The following is a 17,860-nucleotide window of genomic DNA, read 5'->3' on the forward strand; positions in this document are numbered from 1 at the left end:
TGGCCAGCCACGGAGGTTACATTGATCATGGTGACTAGAATCGCCCCAGTAGCAAAAATTGCCCGAACTGTGCTGGTCCTTGGCTTTTTGACGGCCTCAGGATTGGTAGCCGCAGCCGAAATCAGCGAGCCCATTGGTTACATCATGAAAGTGCAGGGCGAGGCGACTATGACCAGCCGTGGACAGACCATCGATGCGCGGGTGGGCCAGGCTGTGATCATTGGTGCGACGCTGCGCACTGGTGCCCAGGGGGCGATGGGGGTCACTCTGAGCGACAACACGGTGTTGTCTTTCGGTCCCAACAGCGAGTTCACCTTGGACGAGTATCAGTTCGAGCCGGCCCACGAGGAGCTGAAACTGAGCGCCCGCATCAGTCGAGGCACGCTGAACTTTATCTCGGGCGTGATTGCCAAGCTCAAGCCCGAGGCAGTCGAACTGAAAACCCCAACCGGTACGATCGGCGTGCGCGGTACGCATTTTCTGGTGAAGGTTAGCGAGTGAGGCGAATGCTACAAAAAACCTTTGCGCTGTTGTGTTTCGCCCTGCTGACCGGGTGTGCGACGGGTAATTACGTCGTGTTATTGGAAAGCCCCGATGGCACCACGGGTGCGGTGGTCATCGAAGATGCACAGGGCCAGACGCGTCTTGATCGCAAACATCAGGGCGCCGTGATCGGTTCAAGGGGCTTCGGCTCGGGGCCGTTCGAGGTTGGCAACCTGCGCATCGCACGTGACTTCTCGGCCGCCCTGGCCGCGCAGCCAGCGTTGCCGCAACGTTTCCAGCTGTATTTCAAGATTGGCAGCGCCGAACTCACCGAAGAGTCGGAGCAGGCTATCGAGGATGCATTCGAAACGATCCGCCAACGTGGACCTTCGGCGGTATCGGTCATAGGTCACACCGACACCCTCAGTGGCCAGCGCTGGAACGAGCAGCTAGGGCTAATCCGAGCCAAGGCTGTGGCCGAGATGTTGCGAAAGCGCCATATCGAGGTGATCGATCTTAGGGTCTCGTCCCATGGCGAACGCAACCTGCTGATCAAGACGCCTGACGGCGTTTCGGAGCCGCGCAATCGACGAGTCGAGATCAGCGTGCGCTGAGACGCCTTATTTATCAGTCATCACGATATGCTCACCGCGCTCTCCGCTGCGCAGCCGCGTTAACTGAAAGCGCACCAGCGCATCGTCGGGCCGTTGCGCGTGCAACTGTTCGAAACTCGCAAGGGCGCCTTCGTCCCCATCGGACATCAACGTATAAGCCGCCTCATACGGATCGTCCGCCTCCGTTTCGCAGGGCTCGTAGAGCCGGATAGGCTGCTCCTTGCCTTTGAGTAGTACGTTACCGACAGGGCGCATAGGGCTCTGCGGGTTGGCTTTGCGTATCGTCTCCGACACGCAGAGCTCGGTACCCAGATAGCGGTTCAGGCCTTCGAGCCGCGCGGCGACATTGACCGCGTCTCCCAGGGCGCGGTAGTCAAACAGTGTGGAGCCGCCAAAGTTACCCACCACCACTTCGCCGCTATGCACACCGATGCGGGTCCGCCCAAAGTCGACGCCTGCCGCTCGCTGGGTGTTCGCGTGCTGGCGTGTAAACTGGCGAATTTCCAGGGCGCAGGCGAGGGCGCGGTTCTGGTGGTCGCTTTGAATCAGCGGTGCGGAGAATAGAATTGCCAGGCCATCGCCCATGATCCGCTCGAGCGTCCCTTCATGGCGAAAAGCGATCTGGATGATGCCCTCGAGGTACTGGTTGAACATACTGACTAGCTGTTCGGGTGATTGTGCCTCCATTAGCGCAGTAGAGTCGGTCAGGTCGGTGAACACAAAACTGCAGGGCCGACGTTCGCCACCCAGCCGCAACTGCGTAGGGTTGCGGACCAGGTGTTCGACCAAATTCGGTGAGATGTAGCGAGAAAAAGCCGCGCGCACCCAGCGCTGCTGCCGTTCACTGGCGCGATGGCGCGCAACGCTGGCGCCCAGGTAGGTAATGGCCAGGCCAATACTGGGGCTGATCGCATCGAACAGTAATCCGTGGCGCGAAAAGGCCCACCAGGCAATCAGATTCAGGGCGAGCAACAATCCGCCGGAAACCAGAGCGCCCATAAGTGCACCGGTGCTAAGCGTTACGCCGCACAGCAGCAGCGCAGCGAGCAGAAGCGTCAGTGCCTCGAGCGGGCTGGCCCAGTATGGGCGTTGCAGCGGTGTGCCGAACAACGCTTGCTCGACTGCCTGCGCATGCACCTCGACCCCGGGCATCATGCCGCCAAGCGGGCTGAAGCGCAGGTCCTGCAGCCCTTGCGCCGAGCTTCCGACCAGCACGATCGCGTCTTGCAACCTGGCGTCTGGCCGTTCCTCGAACAGCTGCCAGGCGGGCAGGCTTTGTGCGCTCATGTCTGATCGGTAATGCACCCAGAATTCGCCGTGGCGGTTTGTTGGAAGGCCTATACGGCCAATATGGAGCTGCTCAACGGCGCTGCGCGCATTGGTATCGATGCGGTAGAGCGCTTGTTTCAGGTAAACACGTATGGCTTCGGCTGACAGCGATGGCAGCAGGTGGTCGCCCACCCTGATCATCAGCGGCACGCGCCGTACCACGCCGTCCCCATCTGGCTGGAAGGTCATCGCGCCGCTCCCGGCCGCAGCGCTGTCGAGCAGCGGCAGCGCAGTGGCGGTCCCGGCATAGGCGGGAAACTCCGGCGTTTCTGTATCGGCCCGCAACCGCACGGCAAAGCGGCTCACGGGAGTGTTTTGACTGGGTTCGCGGGTTGCTGCAAAACCAAGGACGCTGGGCTGGCGCTCTAGCGCGTTGGCGAACAGCTGGTCGTGGTCAGGTAACGGCTGCAGTTGCGCTGCCAGCTCGGGGGCAAGCTGGCCGAGCAGTTGCGTTGGAGAGTTGCGGTCCGGTTCGGCGAACAACACATCGAACACCACAACAGCGGCACCGGCCTCACGCAGTCGATCCGTCAGCTGCGCCAACAGATCGCGAGGCCAGGGCCACTGTCCGATACGTGTGAGGCTGTCCTCGTCGATATCAACCACCAGCACCTTGGTCTGTGCCGGTTCGGGCCGCGGCTGCCAGCGCTGGTACTGGTCGAACAGGCTGTTGCGCAGCGTCTGCAGCAGCATTGGCTCGGTGAGGTAGAGCGCACATGCTGCCAGCAGGCCGCTGCAGGCAAGGAGGAGGCGTAGTGCCACGCGCCCGGGCGGATTCATCAGTAGCGTTCCCTGCGACCGCTGATTGGCTAGCTGGGTATCACTCGAGCACCATGATGGCGTCCATTTCAACTTGTGCAGCCTTGGGTAGCGCGGCGATGCCAATGGCTGCACGGGCGGGGTAGGGCTGCTGGAAATAGCGGCTCATGACCTCGTTGACGGTGGCAAAGTTGCCGAGGTCGGTGAGAAAGATGTTCAGCTTGACGATGTCCTTGAGCGAACCGCCAGCAGCTTCGGCGACGGCCTTGAGGTTTTCGAAGACCTGTACGGTCTGTGCTTCGAAGCCTTCCACCAGTTCCATGGTCTTCGGGTCCAACGGAATCTGACCGGACATGTAGACGGTATTGCCAGCCTTGATCGCTTGGGAATAGGTGCCAATGGCGGCGGGTGCGTTGTCGCTGTGGATCACGGTCTTGCTCATGGGGTGCTCCGATAGAAGAGTGCGGCCCCAGAGGATACGGGCAGAAGCGAGCGGGCAAAAGCCCCGGTGCGTTGCCGTGTGGACCTAGGCTTTCATGCGCGTGATGCGCATGACGCCCTTGATCGCACGAAGCTTCTTGATCACGCGCGCCAGATGTACGCGGTCATGCACACTGACCACCAGCTGAACGACGCTAATGCGGCCGTCGCGCTCGTCCATGCCGATCTTTTCTATGTTGCCGTCCGCCGCATTGACGCTGCCAGCCAACAGAGCGATCAGGCCGCGCTGGTGCTCCAACTCAACGCGTAGCTCGACGTTGAACTCTCCAGTGACGTCCTTGGACCAGGACAGCTGGATACATTTATCCGGGTTGTGCCGCACGTCCGCGATGTTGCGACAGGTGTCGAGGTGCACCACCATACCCTTGCCCGCGGACAGGTGGCCGACGATAGGATCGCCAGGAATCGGCGTGCAACACTTGGCGTAGTTGAGCACCAGACCTTCGGTGCCACGGATAGCCAGTGGCCCTTCAGCGCTTGGTGCTTGTTCGCCTTCACTGGCCAGCAGACGTCGGGCAATGACATAGGCCATGCGATTGCCAAGGCCGATATCCTCGAGCAAATCCTCGATGACTTCCATGTGGTACTCATTGAGCACCGTGCGGATGCGCTCCGGGGCAACGCCTTCCAGGCTGGTTTCGAAACCCGCCAATGCCTTGTTTAGCAGGCGCTCGCCGAGGTTGATCGACTCCGAGCGACGCTGCAGTTTCAGTGCATGGCGGATGTGCGTTCGCGCCTTTCCTGTGACCACGAAGTTCAGCCAGGCCGGGTTGGGGCGCGCGCCCGGAGCGGTAACGATCTCAACGGTACAACCGCTTTCCAGCGCCTGCGAGAGCGGCGCCAGGCGCCTATTGACGCGGCAGGCAATGCAAGTGTTGCCGACGTCGGTGTGCACGGCGTAGGCGAAGTCCACCGCGGTGGAGCCCTTCGGCAGTTCCATGATGCTGCCCTTGGGCGTGAAGACATAGACCTCGTCCGGGAACAGATCGATCTTCACGCTTTCGATGAACTCAAGGGAATTGCCAGCGCGTTCCTGCAGTTCCAGCACGCCTTTGAGCCACTGCCGTGCGCGGGCGTGGGTGCCTTTCGCGGTTTCTTCCCCGTTGGACTTGTACAACCAGTGCGCCGCGATACCGTTGTTAGCCATCTCTTCCATCTCGCGGGTGCGGATCTGGATCTCGATGGGCACCCCGTGCATGCCGAACAGCGTGGTATGCAGGGACTGGTAACCGTTGGCCTTGGGGATCGCGATGTAATCCTTGAAGCGACCGGGCAGGGGCTTGTAGAGACTGTGTACCGCGCCGAGTACGCGATAGCAGGTATCGACTTTGTCGACGACGATCCGGAACGCATAGACGTCCATGATCTCGTTGAACGCCTTTCGCTTGCCGCGCATCTTTTTGTAGATGCTATAGAGGTGCTTCTCGCGGCCTACTACTTCGCCTTCCAGGCCGTCGCGTTCGAGGCAGTGAATCAGCGACTGCTCGATCTTTTCGACGATTTCGTTGCGATTGCCGCGCGCGCGACGTACCGCAGCGCGTATCCGCTCCGAGCGCATCGGGTGCATGGCCTTGAAACCCAGATCTTCGAATTCCACGCGCATCGCGTGCATGCCCAGCCGGTTGGCAATGGGTGCGTAGATTTCCAGGGTTTCCTTGGCGATGCGCCGGCGCTTTTCACCGGCCAAGACCTCGAGGGTGCGCATGTTGTGCAAGCGGTCAGCGAGCTTGACCAGAATCACGCGAATGTCGCGCGCCATGGCCATGGCCATCTTCTGAAAGTTTTCCGCCTGGGCTTCGGCCTTGGTTTCGAACTTCATCTGGGTCAGTTTGCTGACCCCATCCACCAACTCAGCGACAGTTTCGCCAAATTGCGCGGTGAGTGCCTCCTTGGCGATACCGGTGTCCTCGATGACGTCATGCAACATGGCGGCCATCAGGCTCTGATGGTCCATGTGCATGTCAGCGAGAATGTTGGCTACCGCGAGGGGGTGGGTGACGTAAGCTTCACCGCTGCGCCGACGCTGGCCGTCATGGGCCTGCTCGGCGTAGAAATAGGCACGACGGACCAGATTGACCTGGTCAGCGCCGAGATAGGTCGACAGGCGATCAGCAAGAGCGTCTATGGCTGGCAAGGGATTGCTCCTTGCCGGCGGGGCGCTATGGCTGCGGTTCGACTTCGACCTGGCATTTAATCAGAGGGCCTCGTTGGGCTCTTCCTCGTACTGAACGAACAGTGGCTCGTCATCGACAATTTCGTCCTGAGCGATTACATCGTAATCCACCAGGCCGGAGGCGATTTCACGCAGGGCCACGACGGTCGGCTTGTCATTTTCCCAGGCTACCTTGGGCTCTTTGCCACCGGTGGCAAGTTGGCGCGAACGCTTGGTAGCGAGCATGACCAGCTCGAAGCGGTTATCTACGTTGTCCAGGCAGTCTTCAACGGTAACGCGGGCCATGGTGTTCCTCATCAATAACGGTAAAGCGTGCCCGAATGGGCGAGCGGACGGGATAGTCTAAAAAATCACCAGCCAATAGGGAAGCGGTAAAACAGGAAAGCAGCTTCAGGCTACCAACCCGGAAGTAGACGCAGCAAAGCTTTCCTGCGTTTCGGTGCCAGCCGTCCCGTCCATCGAGGGCGGCTTCGCAGCTGTTTCAGGCCAGCAATTGCCCGAGCAACCCTTCGAAGCGTTGTTGCTGAGCGGCCTGCAGAAGCTGGTTAGCACGGAAGATTGCCTGCAGGTCAATCAACGCGTGGGCGAAGTCGTCGTTGATCACCAGATAATCGTATTCGACATAATGGGTCATTTCGCTGACCGCTTCACGCATGCGTGTTTCGATCACATCGTCGCTGTCCTGGCCGCGGTTGGTCAGGCGCTGGCGCAGGGCTTCCTGAGTTGGCGGCAGAATGAAGATCGACTTGGCCTGCGGCATCAAGCGGCGAACCTGCTGTGCGCCTTGCCAGTCGATCTCGAGGATTAGATCGAAGCCTTCGTTCAGGGTCTGCTCAAGCCAGCGCTGCGAGGTGCCGTACAGGTTGCCGAAGACCTCGGCGTGCTCGAGGAATTCGTCATGCTCCAGGCGTTGCAGAAACTCCTCACGGCTGACGAAGTGGTAGTTCACGCCATCCACCTCGCCTGGACGCATCGGCCGGGTTGTGTGTGAAACCGAAACCCGAACCTGCGGTTGCGCATCGAGCAGGGCCTTGACCAGGCTGGTCTTGCCGGCCCCGGAAGGCGCGGAAACGATGTAGAGCGTACCGGTGGAGGCTGCCATGTAATTCTCTTAGCGGATTGCTGACTTAGGATCTGGCGGATTGGCCCGTCAAGTCAGGCCAAGCTTAGTTGCTATTCGATGTTCTGGACCTGCTCGCGCATCTGTTCGATCAGCACCTTGAGATTGACCGCCGCCTGGGTGCTGCGCGTGTCGAACGCCTTGGAGCCGAGCGTGTTGGCCTCGCGGTTTAGTTCCTGCATGAGAAAATCCAGGCGCCGCCCGGCCGCTCCGCCGGACTTCAACACCCGGCGCACCTCGGTGACGTGGGTTCCAAGACGATCGAGCTCTTCGGCGACATCGCTCTTCTGCGCCAGCATTACCAGCTCCTGCTCGAGGCGCTGAGGGTCCAGTTCGACACGCATCTCAGCGCAGCGGTCGATGAGTTTCTGGCGCTGTGCCGCGAGCATCTGCGGCACCTGACTGCGAAGCGTGGCAGTTTCCGTACCGATGGCATCAAGGCGTTCGTTGATCAGGTGGGCAAGCTCTTCGCCTTCGCGTAGACGGCCAGCCTTCATCTGTTCCAAGGCCTGATGAAACAACTGCAGTGCGGCGTTGTTGAGTGCTTGTGGGTCCGTCGAGTCGCCGACCAGCACGCCTGGCCAGGCGAGGATCTCCAGCGGGTTGAGCGGTGCTGGCTGCTTAATCAATGCCGCAACCTTTTCAGCCGCGCTGATCAGCTGGCGAGCCCGCTCCGGGTCGACTTGCATCGATCGTCCAGCAGCCTCTTCAGCGAAGCGCAGGGTGCACTCGACCTTGCCGCGCGACAGCCCCTTGCGCAGCGCCTCCCTGACCGCGCCTTCGAGATCGCGGAAAGCCTCGGGTAAGCGCAGGTGCGGTTCAAGGTAGCGATGGTTGACCGAGCGGATCTCCCAGATGAGGGTGCCGTGCTCGCCGGCCTGCTCGGCGCGGGCGAAAGCGGTCATGCTGTGAATCATGGGGAAACCTCTCGGTGCGATGACGAAAGGCGGAGGATTGTAAAGGAAAATGCCGCCAGTGACGCCGGTGCGTCGTCTTCTGTAGTGGCGTCGTTTGGCGAATCAGGTGCTCGATTGGCATGGCTGACTACTGATCCGAGTGGCTCGACGGTGGCCCTTAGCGTAGGTCAGGCCTCTATAATGGCCGTCAATTCACTCAGACCAGGATAAGCCTCATGAAGCGTCCCAGTGGCCGCGCCGCCGATCAGCTGCGATCGATCCGCATTACTCGCAATTACACCAAGCACGCCGAGGGCTCAGTTTTGGTGGAGTTCGGCGATACCAAGGTGATCTGCACCGCCAGTATCGAAAATGGCGTGCCGCGCTTCCTCAAAGGGCAAGGGCAGGGCTGGTTGACCGCCGAGTACGGCATGCTGCCGCGAGCGACCGGCGATCGTAACCAGCGCGAAGCCAGCCGGGGCAAGCAGGGTGGACGTACGCTGGAAATCCAGCGGTTGATAGGTCGTTCGTTGCGTGCCTCGCTGGACATGAGCAAGTTGGGCGAAAACACCATTTACATCGATTGTGATGTGATCCAGGCCGATGGCGGTACTCGCACTGCGTCGATCACCGGGGCGATGGTGGCGCTGGTCGATGCGCTGAAATTGCTGAAGAAACGCGGCGGGTTGAAGAGCGGCGATCCACTCAAGCAAATGGTCGCGGCTGTGTCGGTAGGTATTTACCAGGGCGAATCGGTCCTCGATCTTGATTATCTTGAAGACTCGGCGGCCGAGACTGACCTGAATGTAGTGATGACCAGCGCTGGCGGCTTCATTGAGGTGCAAGGCACCGCAGAAGGTGCGCCGTTCCAACCAGATGAGTTGAATGCCATGCTTGCGTTAGCGCAGGCCGGTATGCAGGAGCTATTCGCTCTGCAGGTTGCCGCGCTGGCTGATTAATCCGGAGGAGAGCGTCATGTCTGATCAGGAATTGGTTCCGCAGCCCTCTCCGCAAGCGCGGCAGTGGGCCATGTTCTGTCATTACTCGGCGTTCTTCTGGTTTCTGGTGCCAATGATCGGGAATGTACTGGGCCCGTTGATCGTCTGGCAGTTGAAAAAGGACATGGATCCCTTCGTCGACGAGCAGGGCAAGGAAGCGCTGAACTTCCAGCTCACCTTTAGCATCCTGCTGATGATTTGCGGGGTGCTTGCCTGGGTTCTGATCGGATTTCCCTTAATGGCGCTTATCAGCGTGGTGGCATTGGTGCTGGTGGTGATCGCGGGCATCCGTGCCAACGAGGGAAAACCCTATCGCTATCCGTTTTGCTGGCGCATTGTTAAGTAGCATCTAGCTCAGGTCGGCACGGCAAGAACATGCCCGCTTAGGGCTGTTCTAGCGGATAGCTCAGAGGCTAAGTGTCCAGTCGTAATCCACGACCAGCGGCGCATGTTGAGAGAAACGTGGCTGGCGCGGCAGGCGCGCGTTGCGGACAAAGCGACGCATGCCGGACGTGAGGATCTGATAGTCGAATCGCCAGCCCAGGTTCAGCATCTGGGCCTGTTCGGTGTCGGGCCACCAGCTGTACAGATCGCCCTCACGAGTAACTTCGCGTAGGGCATCGATGTAGCCCATGTTGCCGAAGATCTCATCGAGCCAGGCGCGCTCCGGGGCCAGAAAGCCGGTCGTCTGCTGGCAATCGCGCCAGTTTTTGACGTCCAGTTTTTGGTGAGCGACATATAGCGAGCCGCAGTAGATGTATTCGCGACGCTTGCGGCGCTGCTTATCAAGATAATGAGCGAAATCGTCCATGAACTTGAATTTCTGGTTCAGGTCTTCGTCCCCGCCGCGCCCGGTTGGCAGCAGCAGCGTGGCAATGCTGACCTTGTCGAAATCCGCTTGCAAATAACGGCCGTAGCGGTCGGCGGTTTCGAACCCAAGACCCATGATGACAGCCTTTGGCTGCAGCCTGGAGTACAAGGCAACACCGCCTTGTTCGGGAAGTTCGGCATCAACGGTATAGAGGAAATAGCCGTCGAGCTGGTAGGCCGGATCGTCGAGTTCTACTACGGAGGCGCGGGTATCCTGCAGGCAGATGACATCGGCATTCTGCGCTTGCAGCCAGCTGAGCAAACCCCGCTGCGCCGCCGCTTGAATGCCATTCACGTTGACGCTGATGATCCGCATAAATGGCCCCTAAAAACACGTGCGTGTATGATAACCCAAGCTCTTCGCAATTAGCTAAGTCAGTGTCTTCCGGGAATATCCTTCATGCAGGCGTACCAGCGCGAGTTCATTCGCTTCGCCATCGAGCGCGGGGTTTTGCGCTTCGGTGAGTTCACTCTGAAGTCTGGGCGCACCAGCCCCTACTTTTTCAATGCCGGGTTGTTCAACAGCGGATCGGCGCTGGCTCAGTTGGGGCGCTTCTACGCGGCCGCAGTCGCCGATAGTGGTATCGATTTCGACGTGATTTTCGGCCCCGCCTACAAGGGCATTCCTCTCGCTGCTGCGACGGCGATCTCTCTGGCCGAACACCATCAGCGTGACCTGCCCTGGTGCTTCAACCGCAAGGAAGCGAAGGACCATGGCGAAGGCGGTACGTTGGTCGGTGCGCCGCTCAGAGGTCGCGTGCTGATTGTCGATGACGTGATCACTGCCGGAACCGCGATCCGCGAAGTCATGCAGATCATCCGGGCACAGGGCGCGCAAGCTGCCGGTGTGCTGATTGCGCTGAATAGGCAGGAGCGGGGTCAGGGTCAGCTGTCCGCCATTCAAGAAGTGGAACAGGACTACGGCATGCCCGTGGTGAGCATCGTTTCACTGGCTCAGGTATTGGAGTTCCTTGGCCAGGATGAGCAGCTCAAGTGCCACTTGCCCGCTGTCGAGGCCTACCGGGATCAATACGGCATCTAAGACCGGCTCGTCTGGCGACTCATCGGCCGGTGCAGGTCTCGCGATAATTCACCGCTGACCATGGCTGCGTCAGCTGTTGTGCGTTTTGTCAGCAACTGACGAATTGTGACGGTTCAGCGTCAGGAGGTGCGTCGGTGGCATGCTGCTACCGGCAGCCGTCCGGTTCTTCTGAACTCCGCTATCCGGGTTGTTTCGCTCGGGCGCTGCCAATCTAAACCCTTGCGAGTCGCGGCGTGTCGCTTGAATCAGTCATGATCAAGCGGTTCATTCTCGCAGTTGGTGTACTTATTGCTGCACAACTGTGATGGGGTTTGTATAAGCTGAGACCCTTCGGGCAAGAACAATCAGGCATTTCGACGGGCAGTGCCGCAAGCACCGAATACGGAAGAGGCTGAAGTATGCGAATAGGGAGCAGCGCGCTGTTGCTGTTGGGTTTACTGGGCGCGACGGTAGCGCAAGCTGAGCTGTATCGGTATGTCGATGACAAGGGTGTAGTGGTCCTCGACCGGCACGGTGTGCCACCGCAGTTCATTGGACGCGGTTATGAAGTCCTCAACGACCAAGGCCGTGTGACGCACGTAGTGCCGCCTGCGCCAACTGCGCAAGAGCGCCAACTTCTGCTGGAAGCCAAGGCCCGAGCTGAGACCGATGCTCAACTGCTGCGGCTGTATGCCAGTGTTGCTGATGTCGAGCGCGCCAAGGCGCGCAGGCTATCAGAGCTCGACAGCATTATCGGTATCACTCGCGGCAACCTGCAATCGTTGCGGACACAGCAGGCGAATCTTCAGAGCCAGGCGGCAAACCATGAGCGCGCCGGACGGACGGTGCCTGAGCAGCTGCTGGTACAGATCGACAATCTGGCCAAAGAGCAGGCCAGCCTGAAACGGGACGTCGAGCGTTACAGGCAGACCCGCAAACAGGCCGAAGTCAGCTATGGCCGAGAGCGTGAGCGAGTGGCCGAGTTGCTTGGTCAGTCCGAATAGCGCTTGAACAAGGCGAAAAAAAGCCCGGCTCTCATTATAGAGGCCGGGCTTTTTCATGACCGTATCAGTGAGAAACGGACGTTTTGCGATTGGTGATCAGCGTGCCGACGCCGATGTCGGTAAAGATTTCCAGCAACACGGCATTCGGTACACGGCCGTCAATGATATGCGCGCTGTGCACGCCGCCCTGGACGGCTTCGAGGGCGCAGCGAATCTTCGGCAGCATGCCGCCATAGATGGTGCCATCGGCGATCAGTTCGTCGACCTGTGAGGTGGTCAGCCCGGTCAGTACCTGGCCCTGCTTGTCCATGAGGCCGGCGATGTTGGTCAGCAGCATCAGCTTTTCTGACTTCAGCGCCTCGGCGACCTTGCCTGCGACCAGATCAGCGTTGATGTTGTAGGATTCGCCGTCCGGGCCTACGCCGATTGGCGCAATGACCGGGATGAAGTTGCCGCGCACCAGCATTTCCAGCAGCTCGGTATTGACGCCGGTGACCTCGCCAACCTGGCCGATGTCGATGATTTCGGGAGATGTCATCTCTGGCGTTTGGCGTGTGGCTTTGAGCTTTTTCGCCCGGATCAGATTGGCATCTTTGCCGGTCAGGCCAATGGCCGCGCCGCCGTGCTGGTTGATCAGGCTCACGATGCTTTTGTTGACCTGGCCGCCAAGGACCATTTCCACCACGTCCATTGTCTGGCTGTCGGTGACCCGCATGCCATCGATGAAGTGGCTTTCGATGTTCAGGCGCTTGAGCAGGTCGCCAATCTGCGGGCCGCCACCGTGGACCACCACCGGATTGATACCCACTGCCTTCATCAGCACGATGTCGCGAGCGAAGCCGGTTTTCAGCTCCTCGCTTTCCATCGCATTACCGCCGTATTTGATGACCAGCGTCTTACCGACGAACCGGCGGATATAGGGCAGTGCCTCGGACAGAACCTGGGCGAATTGTGTGGCGGCTTCACGGCTGAGGGTCATGCAAGGCTCCGCAAGTCAGAACGGCAGGGTGAGGTCAGGCGCGACAGTATAAAGCTGCGCGCGGAAGACTTCCTGTATGCGCTTGAGCTCTTCCTCGGTTTCGGCTTCGAAACGCAGCACCAGCACCGGTGTGGTATTCGAGGCGCGTACCAGGCCCCAGCCTTTCGGGTAATCGACCCGCACACCATCGAGGGTGGTGATGTTGGCGTCGCCCCAATGGGCGTCGCGATGCAGCGACTCGATGATAGTGAACTTGCTCTCCTCGGTGACCTGAATATTGATTTCGGGCGTCGAGATGTCGTTAGGGAAAGCCGAGAAGACCTGTTCCACGTTGCGCTTGTCCTGGCTGAGGATCTCCAGCAGGCGCACGGCGCTGTAGATGCCGTCATCGAAGCCGTACCAGCGCTCCTTGAAAAAGATGTGGCCACTCATCTCGCCTGCGAGCAGCGCACCGGTCTCTTTCATTTTTTTCTTGATCAGCGAATGACCCGTCTTCCACATCACCGGACGGCCACCGTAGCCACTGATCAACGGTGTCAGGCGTCGGGTACATTTGACGTCGAAGATGATGTCGGCGCCTGGGTTGCGCGAGACTACGTCCTTCGCGAACAGCATGAGCAGACGGTCTGGATAGACCACAGTTCCCGCATTGGTCACCACACCGACGCGGTCGCCGTCGCCGTCGAAGGCCAAGCCCAGGTCGGCATTTTCGGATTTGACCTTGGCGATCAGGTCCTCGAGATTTTCCAGCTTGCCCGGGTCGGGGTGATGGTTGGGAAAGTTGCCATCAACGTCGCAGAACAATGGTATGACCTTGCAGCCCAGTGCTTCGATCAGTTGCGGCGCGATCACGCCAGCGACGCCGTTGCCGCAGTCCACCACCACCTTCATCGGCTTGGCCACGGCGATGTCGTCACGGATGCGCTTGAAGTAACTTTCCAGCACGTCGACCTGCTCCGCTTGGCCAACGCCTTCGCTGAGATTGCCGGTTTCGATGCGCTGGCGTAGCGCTTGGATCTGCTCGTTGGCGAGGGTGTCGCCCGCGATCACGATTTTGAAGCCATTGTAGTCCGGCGGGTTGTGGCTACCGGTGAGCATCACGCCGGATTTGCCTGCCAGGACGTTGGCGGCGTAGTAGAGCACCGGGGTCGGCACCATGCCGACGTCGCTGACGCTGCAACCGCTGTCCACCAATCCTTGGATCAGATGCTGGACCAATTCAGGTCCGGACAGTCGGCCATCGCGGCCGACCGACACGTTCGGCTCACCTTGGGCCAGGCTTTCGGAGCCTACTGCTCGGCCTATCCAATAAGCGGTTTCGGTGGTCAGGCTGTCGCCGACAACGCCGCGGATGTCATAGGCGCGAAAGATGCTCGCGGGCAGTTGCGGGGCTTTAGGGGCGCTCATTGCGTTTTCTCGCTCCTTGGTATCGAGGCCAAGCCAATCCTGGTCCTCGTCGAGAATGTCGATGTCGAGAATGTCGGTGTCCTGGAAAAGAGGGTCGACATATTCGGTAGATGGGGCTTGCCGAACCGCGGGCTGCTCTGCAGTCGGGGCTTTGGTCGATGACATCCCGGCGGTGCGGAGCGGCAGTCGGACCAGACTCTTGGCCAGTGCGTCGAGCGCCGGCAGGCTCAAGGTCGGTGTTTTGATGGTCTTGCCGTTGGAGAGTTCCTGAACCATCTGGCCCAGATGCAAGACATCTTCACGGAGCCTTCTTTGCTGTGCGCTAAGCACTGCCTGCAGGCCGAGCAGCAGTCCGCAGAGGGCCGCCAGGGCCGCCCCCAGTATCGGTAATGGCGAGTGGCCCGCAGTGCCAAGCTCCGATGCAGGCAAGAAACTGATCTTCCAGTTCGGGTTGTTGCTTGGCAGCTCTATTGACGCCTGATCCAGGCCGGCCCCGCCACGCTGAACCAACAGCTGTGTCGGAGCTCCGTTGAATTGTTGCACCAGCCGCAATTGCCCGGCTTCGGTCGGCAACTGCGGCAGGGTGGCCAGGAAGCGCTCCAGGCTGGTTACCAACAGGAGGGTGCCCTGAATCGGCTGCTCGGGAGCCATGCGCAACGGCGCCGCGCTGTAGAGCAACCAGCGGTTGCCGACCTTGAACGCTTCGGTTGCAGGCGTTTGCCCGTTCTCGGCGCGCTGCAGCATATCCAGTGCGGAAAAATTCAGCGGTCCGGGCCGGCTGGCATCCGTTCGCGCCTGGCCGCGCAGACTGAGATGCGCATCGATGACGCCGTCCCGGTAGCCGAGCTCACGTTCGACGGCACGTATCTGTTGCGGCTGCTCGCTACGCAGTGCTTCGAGCAGTTGCGGATCGCTGGCGGCAGCGCGCGTGTCTTCGGCCAGTTGGCGGAGCGCCTGATTGATCGCCGAAGCTTGGCTCTGACCCCACGCGTGGGCGAGTTCGCCGGCTTGCTGCTGTTGACTGCTCTGCTGGGCGGTCCAGAGCAACGCGCCAGCGACCACGAGCCCCAGCAGCCCAGGGATCAGTCCGGGTGTGAGCGTCTTCAGGCCGACGCTACGGCGCGGGCGGGAGGGGGCGGTATCGGCGGGGTTGAGAACGCCGTCGTCCTTGGCGGTGCGCTTGAAGAGTTTCATGGAGCTCCTCGGTTCGTCCTGAAAAAGGCGAGAAATATCTCAGTGACTGCCAGAGTGGCCGAAGCCGCCGGCGCCACGCTCACTGCTGTCGAACTCGTTCACCAGTTCGAACTGCGCTTGGATCACCGGGACAAGCATTAGCTGGGCGATGCGCTCCCCTATGGCGATGTTGAAGCTGGTCTGGCCGCGGTTCCAGCAGGACACCATCAACTCGCCCTGATAATCCGAGTCGATCAGCCCGACCAAGTTGCCCAGCACGATGCCGTGCTTGTGCCCCAAGCCAGAGCGCGGCAGGACTAGCGCCGCCAGGTTCGGGTCGGCGATATGGATGGACAGGCCGGTAGGTATCAACAGTGTCTGCCCCGGTTCCAGCGTCGTATCGGCTTGCAGCATGGCGCGCAGGTCGAGCCCGGCGGAGCCGCTGGTGGCGTACGCGGGCAGCGGGAAATCCGTGCCAAGACGGGGGTCGAGAATTTTTGCTTGAAGTTTGTGCATGGTCAGGCCTGATGGTAACGGTCGGCGATGAAGGCAATCAGCTGACGAGCAATGTGCCCTTTGCTGGCCTGGCTGAAACGGGTTTCGTACTGCTGGCGGTCGATCACCGTGACGGCGTTTTCTTCGCTGTTGAAGCCAATGCTCGGGTTGGCGACGTCATTGGCCACGATCAGGTCGAGATTCTTGTCCCGCAGCTTGCGCGTGGCGTACTCCAGCAGGTTTTCGGTTTCGGCGGCGAAGCCGACGCTGAACGGCCGATCCGGCCGTCCGGCTAGCGTGGCGAGGATGTCGGGGTTGCGAACCATCTGCAGCAGCAGGCCGTCGCCCTTGGCGGGGTCTTTCTTCAATTTATGCGGCGCAACGACTTCAGGGCGGTAGTCGGCAACCGCTGCAGCGGCAATGAACAGGTCGCAAGGCATCGCCGCTTCACACGCAGCGAGCATGTCCCGGGCGCTGACCACATCGATGCGCTGAACGCGGTCGGGCGTAGGCAGGAACACCGGCCCGGCGACCAGGGTCACGCGCGCACCGGCCTCGGCGGCGGCTTCGGCAAGGGCAAATCCCATCTTCCCGGAACTGTGATTGGTGATGTACCGCACCGGATCGATGTTTTCCTGGGTCGGCCCCGCGGTGATCAACAGGTGCTTTCCGGTTAACAGGCTGCGTTCGAAACAGTCAGCAGCGGCCTGAGCCAGGTCATCCGCTTCGAGCATACGGCCAAGCCCCACATCGCCACAGGCCTGGCTACCGGAAGCCGGGCCGAACAGGCGGATCCCTCGCTGCTCCAGTAGCGCGCGGTTGGCTTGGGTGGCGGGATCTGCCCACATGGCCTGATTCATGGCTGGAGCCAGTGCAACCGGTGCGTTGGTCGCCAGGACGAGCGTGGTCAACAGGTCGTTGGCGACGCCCTGGGCCAGGCGTGCCATCAGATCGGCCGTAGCTGGCGCGACCAGTACCAAGTCGGCCCACCGTGCCAGCTCGATATGGCCCATCGCGGCTTCTGCCGCAGGGTCCAGCAGATCGAGGTGAACCGGATGGCCGGACAGGGCCTGGAGGGTTAGCGGCGTGATGAATTCACGGCCGCCGCTGGTCATCACGACGCGCACTTCGGCGCCCTGGTCGCGTAGCCGGCGCACCAGCTCCGCGCTCTTGTAAGCGGCGATGCCGCCGCCGACGCCCAGGACGATGCGTTTACGATAAAGCCGCTGCATAGGCCTGCCTTGTTACGGGGTGAGAACTGGTTCCGATGAGGACCGGTTGCCATGGATAAAAGGCCGCTAAGATAGCACAGCGCCCTCAGAGGACGAGGGGCACGCTCGACATGGAGGTGGCATGAGCATTCGTGACTGGCCGGCGGCGGAACGGCCGCGGGAAAAGCTATTGGAGCAGGGCGCATCGGCGCTGTCCGATGCGGAGCTGTTGGCGATTTTTTTGCGCACCGGCGTGGCCGGGAAAAGCGCGGTGGATCTGGCGCGCTACCTGCTCAATGAATTCGGCAGTCTGCGTGCGCTGCTGGAAAGCGACCGCGAACAATTCAGCGCACACTTGGGGCTAGGGCCGGCCAAGTTCGCTCAACTGCAAGCCGTGTTGGAAATGGCAAGACGGCATCTGGCTGAGCGCATCCGCCGTGACTCAGCGCTGGAAAGCCCGCAGGCAGTGCGTGACTATCTCAAGGCGTGTCTGCGGCACGAGCCGCACGAGCTCTTTGCCTGTCTCTTCCTTGATTCCAAACACCGGGTGTTGGCCTTCGAGGTGCTGTTCCACGGCACCATCGACGGAGCCAGCGTCTACCCCCGCCAAGTGGTCAAGCGCGCGCTGGCGCAGAATGCCGCTGCCGTCATCCTGACCCACAATCATCCATCCGGTGTCGCCGAGCCGAGTCAGGCTGACCGTCAGCTGACCCGCAAGCTCAGCGATGCCCTGGCACTGATCGATGTACGGGTGCTCGATCATTTCATTGTTGGGGATGGCGAACCATTGTCGATGGCCGAATACGGCTGGATGTGAGCCGAGGATC

Annotated in this window: 18 protein-coding genes; 7 read left to right on the forward strand and 11 right to left on the reverse strand. The window is 60.6% G+C overall.

The features are described 5' to 3' along the window. The first annotated feature begins 27 nt into the window (after positions 1–27). Together ACQKEK_RS14630 and ACQKEK_RS14635 are read left to right on the forward strand one after the other, a co-directional pair. Positions 28–501 (forward strand): FecR family protein, encoded by a 474-nt coding sequence (locus tag ACQKEK_RS14630; protein ID WP_499143580.1) that lies wholly within the window; start codon positions 28–30, stop codon positions 499–501. 5 nt (positions 502–506) lie between these two features. Then, positions 507–1,097 carry an OmpA family protein gene (locus ACQKEK_RS14635; protein ID WP_499143581.1) on the forward strand — a complete coding sequence of 197 codons (591 nt, stop codon included), beginning with the start codon at positions 507–509 and terminating at the stop codon, positions 1,095–1,097. Between the two features lie 6 nt (positions 1,098–1,103). Here ACQKEK_RS14635 and ACQKEK_RS14640 read toward each other — a convergent pair whose 3' ends face one another. The 6 genes from ACQKEK_RS14640 to ACQKEK_RS14665 all read right to left on the reverse strand — a co-directional run bounded on the left by ACQKEK_RS14640 (position 1,104) and on the right by ACQKEK_RS14665 (position 7,896). Continuing rightward, positions 1,104–3,206 carry a CHASE2 domain-containing protein gene (locus tag ACQKEK_RS14640; protein WP_499143582.1) on the reverse strand — a complete coding sequence of 701 codons (2,103 nt, stop codon included), beginning with the start codon at positions 3,204–3,206 and terminating at the stop codon, positions 1,104–1,106. A 40-nt stretch (positions 3,207–3,246) separates the two neighbouring features. Next, positions 3,247–3,627 (reverse strand): RidA family protein, encoded by a 381-nt coding sequence (locus ACQKEK_RS14645; RefSeq protein WP_045431142.1) that lies wholly within the window; start codon positions 3,625–3,627, stop codon positions 3,247–3,249. An 84-nt stretch (positions 3,628–3,711) separates the two neighbouring features. Then, positions 3,712–5,820, reverse strand: a complete 2,109-nt coding sequence (spoT, locus tag ACQKEK_RS14650) for a bifunctional GTP diphosphokinase/guanosine-3',5'-bis pyrophosphate 3'-pyrophosphohydrolase (protein ID WP_128120215.1) — start codon at positions 5,818–5,820, stop codon at positions 3,712–3,714. Between the two features lie 60 nt (positions 5,821–5,880). Next, positions 5,881–6,144 (reverse strand): DNA-directed RNA polymerase subunit omega, encoded by a 264-nt coding sequence (rpoZ, locus tag ACQKEK_RS14655; RefSeq protein WP_045431137.1) that lies wholly within the window; start codon positions 6,142–6,144, stop codon positions 5,881–5,883. 196 nt (positions 6,145–6,340) lie between these two features. Then, positions 6,341–6,961 (reverse strand): guanylate kinase, encoded by a 621-nt coding sequence (gene gmk, locus ACQKEK_RS14660; protein ID WP_045431134.1) that lies wholly within the window; start codon positions 6,959–6,961, stop codon positions 6,341–6,343. A 71-nt stretch (positions 6,962–7,032) separates the two neighbouring features. Then, positions 7,033–7,896: a YicC/YloC family endoribonuclease gene (locus tag ACQKEK_RS14665; RefSeq protein WP_499143583.1), complete on the reverse strand. Its 864-nt coding sequence runs from the start codon at positions 7,894–7,896 to the stop codon at positions 7,033–7,035. A 215-nt stretch (positions 7,897–8,111) separates the two neighbouring features. Between ACQKEK_RS14665 and rph the strand changes: the two genes are divergently transcribed. Beyond that, positions 8,112–8,834: a ribonuclease PH gene (gene rph / locus ACQKEK_RS14670; RefSeq protein ID WP_499143584.1), complete on the forward strand. Its 723-nt coding sequence runs from the start codon at positions 8,112–8,114 to the stop codon at positions 8,832–8,834. Positions 8,835–8,850: 16 nt separating this feature from the next. After that, the gene (locus tag ACQKEK_RS14675) at positions 8,851–9,219 is read left to right on the forward strand and encodes a DUF4870 domain-containing protein (RefSeq protein WP_499143585.1); all 369 of its coding nucleotides are present in this window, start codon (positions 8,851–8,853) and stop codon (positions 9,217–9,219) included. 60 nt (positions 9,220–9,279) lie between these two features. Here ACQKEK_RS14675 and crc read toward each other — a convergent pair whose 3' ends face one another. Then, complete coding sequence (gene crc, locus ACQKEK_RS14680; protein WP_045431125.1) at positions 9,280–10,059, reverse strand: catabolite repression control protein Crc; 780 nt, start codon at positions 10,057–10,059, stop codon at positions 9,280–9,282. An 84-nt stretch (positions 10,060–10,143) separates the two neighbouring features. Here crc and pyrE point away from each other — a divergent pair, with 84 nt between their 5' ends. Together pyrE and ACQKEK_RS14690 are read left to right on the forward strand one after the other, a co-directional pair. Further along, positions 10,144–10,785 (forward strand): orotate phosphoribosyltransferase, encoded by a 642-nt coding sequence (gene pyrE / locus ACQKEK_RS14685; protein WP_499143586.1) that lies wholly within the window; start codon positions 10,144–10,146, stop codon positions 10,783–10,785. A gap of 398 nt (positions 10,786–11,183) precedes the next feature. Further along, the gene (locus ACQKEK_RS14690; RefSeq protein WP_499143587.1) at positions 11,184–11,768 is read left to right on the forward strand and encodes a DUF4124 domain-containing protein; all 585 of its coding nucleotides are present in this window, start codon (positions 11,184–11,186) and stop codon (positions 11,766–11,768) included. A gap of 64 nt (positions 11,769–11,832) precedes the next feature. On the opposite strand, the gene argB is transcribed toward ACQKEK_RS14690, so the two are convergent. The 4 genes from argB to coaBC form a co-directional block, all read right to left on the reverse strand. After that, on the reverse strand, positions 11,833–12,747 hold the full coding sequence (gene argB, locus ACQKEK_RS14695) for an acetylglutamate kinase (RefSeq protein WP_128120219.1): 915 nt from the start codon (positions 12,745–12,747) through the stop codon (positions 11,833–11,835). Positions 12,748–12,762: 15 nt separating this feature from the next. Then, positions 12,763–14,154 carry a phosphomannomutase/phosphoglucomutase gene (gene algC / locus ACQKEK_RS14700; RefSeq protein ID WP_196766751.1) on the reverse strand — a complete coding sequence of 464 codons (1,392 nt, stop codon included), beginning with the start codon at positions 14,152–14,154 and terminating at the stop codon, positions 12,763–12,765. Positions 14,155–15,387: 1,233 nt separating this feature from the next. Further along, the gene (gene dut / locus ACQKEK_RS14705; RefSeq protein ID WP_128120220.1) at positions 15,388–15,843 is read right to left on the reverse strand and encodes a dUTP diphosphatase; all 456 of its coding nucleotides are present in this window, start codon (positions 15,841–15,843) and stop codon (positions 15,388–15,390) included. 2 nt (positions 15,844–15,845) lie between these two features. Next, positions 15,846–17,054, reverse strand: a complete 1,209-nt coding sequence (gene coaBC / locus ACQKEK_RS14710) for a bifunctional phosphopantothenoylcysteine decarboxylase/phosphopantothenate--cysteine ligase CoaBC (RefSeq protein WP_046162970.1) — start codon at positions 17,052–17,054, stop codon at positions 15,846–15,848. Positions 17,055–17,175: 121 nt separating this feature from the next. Here coaBC and radC point away from each other — a divergent pair, with 121 nt between their 5' ends. Then, positions 17,176–17,850 (forward strand): RadC family protein, encoded by a 675-nt coding sequence (gene radC / locus ACQKEK_RS14715; RefSeq protein ID WP_499143588.1) that lies wholly within the window; start codon positions 17,176–17,178, stop codon positions 17,848–17,850. Positions 17,851–17,860 lie beyond the last annotated feature (10 nt).

This window comes from Pseudomonas sp. NPDC077408, from assembly GCF_050269105.1.
Taxonomy (GTDB): Bacteria; Pseudomonadota; Gammaproteobacteria; order Pseudomonadales; family Pseudomonadaceae; genus Stutzerimonas.

Excerpts from the sequence above, each read along its gene's own strand:
- ACQKEK_RS14630 (WP_499143580.1), top strand. The coding sequence starts at position 28 with ATGGTGACTAGAATCGCCCCAGTAGCAAAAATTGCCCGAACTGTGCTG.
- ACQKEK_RS14635 (WP_499143581.1), top strand. The coding sequence starts at position 507 with ATGCTACAAAAAACCTTTGCGCTGTTGTGTTTCGCCCTGCTGACCGGG.
- ACQKEK_RS14640 (WP_499143582.1), bottom strand. The coding sequence starts at position 3,206 with ATGAATCCGCCCGGGCGCGTGGCACTACGCCTCCTCCTTGCCTGCAGC.
- ACQKEK_RS14645 (WP_045431142.1), bottom strand. The coding sequence starts at position 3,627 with ATGAGCAAGACCGTGATCCACAGCGACAACGCACCCGCCGCCATTGGC.
- rpoZ (WP_045431137.1), bottom strand. The coding sequence starts at position 6,144 with ATGGCCCGCGTTACCGTTGAAGACTGCCTGGACAACGTAGATAACCGC.
- gmk (WP_045431134.1), bottom strand. The coding sequence starts at position 6,961 with ATGGCAGCCTCCACCGGTACGCTCTACATCGTTTCCGCGCCTTCCGGG.
- ACQKEK_RS14665 (WP_499143583.1), bottom strand. The coding sequence starts at position 7,896 with ATGATTCACAGCATGACCGCTTTCGCCCGCGCCGAGCAGGCCGGCGAG.
- rph (WP_499143584.1), top strand. The coding sequence starts at position 8,112 with ATGAAGCGTCCCAGTGGCCGCGCCGCCGATCAGCTGCGATCGATCCGC.
- ACQKEK_RS14675 (WP_499143585.1), top strand. The coding sequence starts at position 8,851 with ATGTCTGATCAGGAATTGGTTCCGCAGCCCTCTCCGCAAGCGCGGCAG.
- crc (WP_045431125.1), bottom strand. The coding sequence starts at position 10,059 with ATGCGGATCATCAGCGTCAACGTGAATGGCATTCAAGCGGCGGCGCAG.
- pyrE (WP_499143586.1), top strand. The coding sequence starts at position 10,144 with ATGCAGGCGTACCAGCGCGAGTTCATTCGCTTCGCCATCGAGCGCGGG.
- ACQKEK_RS14690 (WP_499143587.1), top strand. The coding sequence starts at position 11,184 with ATGCGAATAGGGAGCAGCGCGCTGTTGCTGTTGGGTTTACTGGGCGCG.
- argB (WP_128120219.1), bottom strand. The coding sequence starts at position 12,747 with ATGACCCTCAGCCGTGAAGCCGCCACACAATTCGCCCAGGTTCTGTCC.
- algC (WP_196766751.1), bottom strand. The coding sequence starts at position 14,154 with ATGAGCGCCCCTAAAGCCCCGCAACTGCCCGCGAGCATCTTTCGCGCC.
- dut (WP_128120220.1), bottom strand. The coding sequence starts at position 15,843 with ATGCACAAACTTCAAGCAAAAATTCTCGACCCCCGTCTTGGCACGGAT.
- coaBC (WP_046162970.1), bottom strand. The coding sequence starts at position 17,054 with ATGCAGCGGCTTTATCGTAAACGCATCGTCCTGGGCGTCGGCGGCGGC.
- radC (WP_499143588.1), top strand. The coding sequence starts at position 17,176 with ATGAGCATTCGTGACTGGCCGGCGGCGGAACGGCCGCGGGAAAAGCTA.